The sequence below is a fragment of the Caldisericia bacterium genome, from assembly GCA_021158845.1.
GTDB lineage: Bacteria > Caldisericota > Caldisericia > B22-G15 > B22-G15 > B22-G15.
Window position 1 is genome coordinate 1 of sequence record JAGGSY010000065.1, and the last position, 5,407, is coordinate 5,407.

The 5,407-nt window shown below is 37.0% G+C and carries 7 protein-coding genes; all 7 read left to right on the top strand.

The genetic code is table 11. The features are described from left to right. On the top strand, window positions 1-334 hold a 334-nt coding region (locus tag J7J33_02615; GenBank protein MCD6168184.1), incomplete at its 5' end, for an MOSC domain-containing protein. A 1-nt stretch (window position 335) separates the two neighbouring features. Further along, window positions 336-1,310: a TGS domain-containing protein gene (locus J7J33_02620; GenBank protein ID MCD6168185.1), complete on the top strand. Its 975-nt coding sequence runs from the start codon at window positions 336-338 to the stop codon at window positions 1,308-1,310. A 62-nt stretch (window positions 1,311-1,372) separates the two neighbouring features. Next, window positions 1,373-2,539, top strand: a complete 1,167-nt coding sequence (locus J7J33_02625; protein MCD6168186.1) for a sodium ion-translocating decarboxylase subunit beta — start codon at window positions 1,373-1,375, stop codon at window positions 2,537-2,539. A gap of 39 nt (window positions 2,540-2,578) precedes the next feature. Beyond that, a complete protein-coding gene (locus J7J33_02630) occupies window positions 2,579-3,436 on the top strand; it encodes a zinc ABC transporter substrate-binding protein (GenBank protein ID MCD6168187.1) in 858 nt (285 codons plus the stop codon). Beyond that, window positions 3,417-4,184, top strand: a complete 768-nt coding sequence (locus J7J33_02635) for a metal ABC transporter ATP-binding protein (protein MCD6168188.1) — start codon at window positions 3,417-3,419, stop codon at window positions 4,182-4,184. The genes J7J33_02630 and J7J33_02635 overlap by 20 nt, the downstream gene beginning before the upstream one ends. Further along, window positions 4,177-4,980, top strand: a complete 804-nt coding sequence (locus tag J7J33_02640; GenBank protein ID MCD6168189.1) for a metal ABC transporter permease — start codon at window positions 4,177-4,179, stop codon at window positions 4,978-4,980. The genes J7J33_02635 and J7J33_02640 overlap by 8 nt, the downstream gene beginning before the upstream one ends. Beyond that, on the top strand, window positions 4,967-5,407 hold a 441-nt coding region (locus J7J33_02645; GenBank protein ID MCD6168190.1), incomplete at its 3' end, for a hypothetical protein. The genes J7J33_02640 and J7J33_02645, both read left to right, overlap by 14 nt.

The window sequence follows — 5,407 nt, forward strand, 5'->3', positions numbered from 1 at the left end:
GGATTTTGGAGTCTCTGGTGATGTTCATGGAGGAACTGAGAGAGAGGTCTCCATCTTTCCAATAGAGTGTATGAAAAATGTGCCAGAAGAAATTAGAAAAACTATAAATCCATTTGATATGACAGAGAATATAATGATAATGGGTATTCCTCCATTTCTGTTGAAGGAGGGAAAGAAATTGAGGATAGGAGAGGCAGAGATTTTAATAATTAAGATAGGTAAGGAAAAGTTTGTAAATGAGGGAAAACCATACATTGTATCAAGAGAGGGAAGGTTTGGAAAGGTAATAAGTGGAGGAAGGGTAAGGATAGGGGATAGGGTGATTCTAATTTAAAATGCCAGCAAATCTTCCACCACAGTTTTACCAACTGGAGAGAGAGTATCGGGAAAAGAAGACCATAAAAGAAAAGATTGAGGTCTTAAAGAAGATGTATGCAATAATGCCAAAACACAAAGGAACTGATAAACTCCAGGCAGAGATAAAGGCAAGGATATCAAAACTTAAGGAGGAGTTGGAAAACGAGAGAAAGCGTGGTGGAAAGAGAAGTTTCATTCATATAGAAAAGGAGGGAGCAGGACAGATAACACTTGTGGGTCCGCCCAATACTGGGAAATCCACAATTCTTTCGATGCTTTCAAATGCAAGACCTGATATAGGTGATTATCCCTTCACTACAAAAACTCCATGCGTGGGAATGGTGCCCTTTGAAGACATACAGCTTCAAATGATTGATCTACCCCCCATTGCAGAGGATAGTATCCCCTTCTGGGTTGTGGAGATAATAAGAAATTCAGATCTTTTACTTATTGTCCTCTCCTTTGACATAGACATTGAAGAGGAATTTAAGAAAACAATAGAGCTTCTTAAAGAGAAAAAAATTGAGGTGGTTAAAGAACCCTCTGAAGAGGGGATATTTGGAATGATAAAAAAGAAGGGGGTTGTCTTTATAAACAAAAAGGATATTTGTGAGGATACTTACTCAAAAGAACTCAATCTTCCATTAAAGACTATTTCTGGTTCATCCTTTGAAGAAAAAGACCTTGATGAGTTAAAGAGAGTTCTATTTAAGGAGTTGGGTATCATAAGAGTTTACACAAAGGAACCTGGAAAACCACCTGATTTTAAAGATCCTCTTATCCTTAAGGAAGGCTCAACTGTTTATGATGCAGCAGAGAAATTGCACAAGGAAATAGCAAGGAAATTAAAGTATGCAAGGTTATGGGGCTCAAGTAAATTTGATGGACAGAGGGTTTTTAAGAATCAGGTTCTTAAGGATAAAGATATTGTTGAGTTTCACACAAAGAAGTGAGTGGTGGTAGAATATAAGAGATGGGAAATTTTCTTTATCTACCTACAATTAAAGAATTGATAATGATAGCCGTAGGTTTATCCCTTGTTTTTATCTCTGTAAAGAAGAGATACGAGCCTTTACTTCTACTTCCCATAGGTATTGGAATTCTTCTTGTAAATCTTCCCTTCTCTCCCTTAAGAGAGAGTGGTTCAATATTTGACATTCTCTTTAGATATGGGATAAAAAATGAACTCTTTCCCCTTCTTATATTTATAAGTATTGGTGCAATGATTGATTTTAAGCCACTCATTGAAAAGCCATGGATGGTCGTGTTTGGAGCGGCAGGTCAGTTCGGGATATTTGGTGCAATGATCATTGCTCTCCTAATGGGTTTTACCCTTTTTGAGAGTGCATCCATTGGAATAATTGGAAGTGCAGATGGTCCAACATCCATATTTGTAACAAGTAAACTTGCGCCAAAAATTCTTGGTCCTGTAACCCTTGCAGCATATTCATACATGGCACTTGTCCCACTGATACAACCACCCATTATGAAGTTCCTTACAACTAAAAAGGAGAGAGAGATTAGAATGGACACAAAAAAAGTGGAAGTATCTCCCCTTATGGAAAAGTTGTTTCCCTACTTAATAATAATCATATCTTCCCTTGTTAGTCCAATGAGCATTCCTCTTGTGGGCTTTCTAATGTTTGGAAACATACTCTCCACATCTGGTGTAACAGACATGCTTGCAAAGGCAGCAAAGGAGTATCTATCTGGAATAGTAACCCTTTTCCTTGGAATTACTGTAGGTTCCACCATGAAGGCAAGTGTCTTCTTAACAAAAGAGACTCTCCTTATATTCATTCTTGGACTTGTGGCATTCTCCCTTTCAACAGTTGTTGGAATTCTTTTAGGTAAATTACTTCTTCTCTTTGGAGTAAAGGTAAATCCATTAATTGGAGCTGCAGGATTATCCTCTTTTCCAATGTCTGCAAGACTTGTTCATCAGATAGGGAGAGAGGAGGATAAACACAACTTCCTTCTTATGCACGCCATAGGGGCAAACACATCAGGTCAAATTGCATCTGTTGTTGCAGGAGGTGTCCTTCTTGAGCTTGTAATGAAGTATGGAAACACAGGAGGGGTTAAGGTAGGATTAAATATACTGCTTCTTGGTATGCTAAAGGTATTTATTGTGCTCTCCCTCATTGGAATAATCACATATATTTTAAGAAAACTGTTTTAACAAATTGATTCATATTTAAAATTGAGGTATTTTAAAATTATGAAAAGGATTTTCATCTTTTTAATTCTAACTGCACTTATCTTTTCAGGATGTGGTAAAGGGGAAGTTAAGAGGAAGGCGGTATCAGCTACAATTTTCCCTCTATACGACTTTGTGAGAAATATAGTGGATGGAACAGATATTGAGGTAAATCTTATAGTCCCTCCAGGTGAAAGCCCCCATACATTCTCCTTAACACCAGAGGAGGTAAAAAAGATTGAGGGAAGTAGAATAGTATTTTACAACGACTTTGGACTTGATGAATGGATTATATCAAGCGCTAAAAGTATTGGAGTTGAAAAGCTTGTTAATGTTAATAAAACACTAACTCCCATCAATGGTAATCCCCACTTCTGGCTTTCCATTCCTTATGCCATTAAGGAGTGTGAGACAATAAAAGATTCCCTTATAGAGGAATTTCCAGAGTATAGGGAGACATTTGAAAAAAACTTCAATACTTATAAAGAGAAACTACTCTCTTTACACGAAAGAATCAAAAAATCCATAGATAAGCTTAAGGAAAAAAGGATAATAACATACCATCCTGCATACCTCTATTTTGCAAAAGAGTATGGATTAAAGGTTGTTTATGTAATTGAAAAATCTCCGGGAAAGGAACCAACACCAAAAGAGATAGCAGAGATTGAGGACATTATAAAGAATGAAAATATTAAAGTGCTTTTTATAGAACCTCAACTTTCTTCATCTGTGGTTGATGGAATTGTATCTGATACAGGTGTAAAGGTATTTACCCTTGACCCTCTTGGTGGAACACCTGATAGGGATTCATATTTGAAACTTATGAATTACAATCTAAATACGATACTGGAGGCTTTAGGTGAAGATTGTGGAAGTTAGGAATGTAAGTGTTGAATTTGGAAGGAGAAAGATCCTTGAGAATATAAATTTCAAACTTGACAGGGGTGAGTTTCTAATAATAATCGGTCCCAATGGAGCAGGGAAGTCCACCCTCCTTAAAGCAATACTTGGGTTAATTCCATTTAAAGGTGAAATCCTTATCTTTGGAAAAGACATAAGAAAACTTACGAGGAAGGAGAGGGAAAGGATTGGATATGTGCCACAGAAGTTCCTTCACGAGAGGGAATTTCCAATAACAGTTGAAGAACTCATAAACCTCTCCATAGGAAAGATGGAGAGGAGAGAGGAGATAGTGGACAACTTTCTCTCTTTACTGGGAATAGATAATTTAAGAAAGAAACTCATTGGAGAACTCTCCGGTGGACAGCTTCAGAGAGTTTTTATAGCAAGGGCGCTTGTTAGATCTCCTGAAATCCTTATAATGGATGAACCTCTATCAGGTATAGACATATCAGGAGAAAAAACTTTTTACGAACTTGTTAACTTTCTTCATAGGGAGCTTAAGATATCCATAATTCTTGTATCTCACGATGTAACTGTTGTAGATAAACTTGCAGACAAGGTGTTATGCTTGAATAGAAGGGTAATATGTTTTGGAAAGCCAAGAGAGGTTCTAACTGAAAAATCCCTTGAATCTTTGTATGGTAAGGAGATGGGGATTTTTAAACACAAACCCTGTCCTGAGGATGGACCATGCAAACTCTTTGTGGAGGATAGGGATGTTTAACTATCCATTTATGGTAAGGGCGATAGTTGCTGGTATTATAACTGGTGCTCTTGCTGGTTTTATAGGTGTCTTCGTTGTTTTAAGGAAGATGTCCTTCTACGCCAACGCCATAGCGCATGCATCCCTTTCAGGTGTTGCACTTGGTTTTCTACTCTCTGTTGATCCATTCCTCTCAGCCATGGTTGTGGGTTCTCTTATCTCTCTTGGAATAGGATACCTCTTCCATAAGACATCCCTCTTTATGGACACAGCAATAGGAGTCTTTCTTCCTGTGAGTATGGCAATTGGGATAATCCTTTTTGGTCTCACAAGGGGATACAAACCCGAACTCATATCATATCTATTTGGAAGTATACTATCAGTCTCTCTATCAAACCTTTTACTTTCCTCTATTATAGGTATTGTGTTTTTAATATTTGCAATTATTGTATTTAAGGATTTGACGATGATTTCTTTTGATGTGGAGTGTGCAAGGGCAAGGGGAATAAATGTCACTCTCATAGATACCTTTTTTCTCATATTTCTCTCCCTTATAGTTGTAATTGGAACAAAAACAGTAGGAATAGTTTTGATTTCAGCGCTTATCGTTATTCCTGCAGCGTCTGCTCGTCTTATAAGTAGAAGTTTCAAGGAGATGATAATCTATTCAGTGGCTTTTGGAGTTATCTCAAGCTTCCTTGGACTTACTGCATCCTACTACACAAACCTTCCATCTGGTGCAACCATTGTTGTAATCCTCTCTCTTATATTCACCCTCTCCCTCTTAAAACAAAGGATGTCCCATGAAAAGGTATAGAGGTATTGTTTTTATTCTAATCATGATTCTCCTCTTTTGCCTCTCCTACATCTTCAAGTGGAATCTTTACTACCTTCTTTCGAATCCATACATTCTTATCTCACTCTTTTTCTTAATCCTTATCCTCTCCCTTCTATCTGGCTTTAAAATAAAACTATCCATACTTATATCCATCCTTGTTGTGATTGGATTATTTGCCTTTAATGTGTATCTAATGAGAGTGGATTTAAAGAAAGGCATCTTCTTTTCAGAATCTATAAGTGAAAGGAAAGAGGGGGAGAAAGAGTTTCTCTCAAACTTGATGCTCACCAGTGGAGATTTAATGGTAAAGGAAACTAATGGAGAGAATCTATTTATATTTGATTACTACTCCCCTATAAAACTTTTTTATAAATTCAATAGAAAAAAAGATACAGCTTCTTTCACT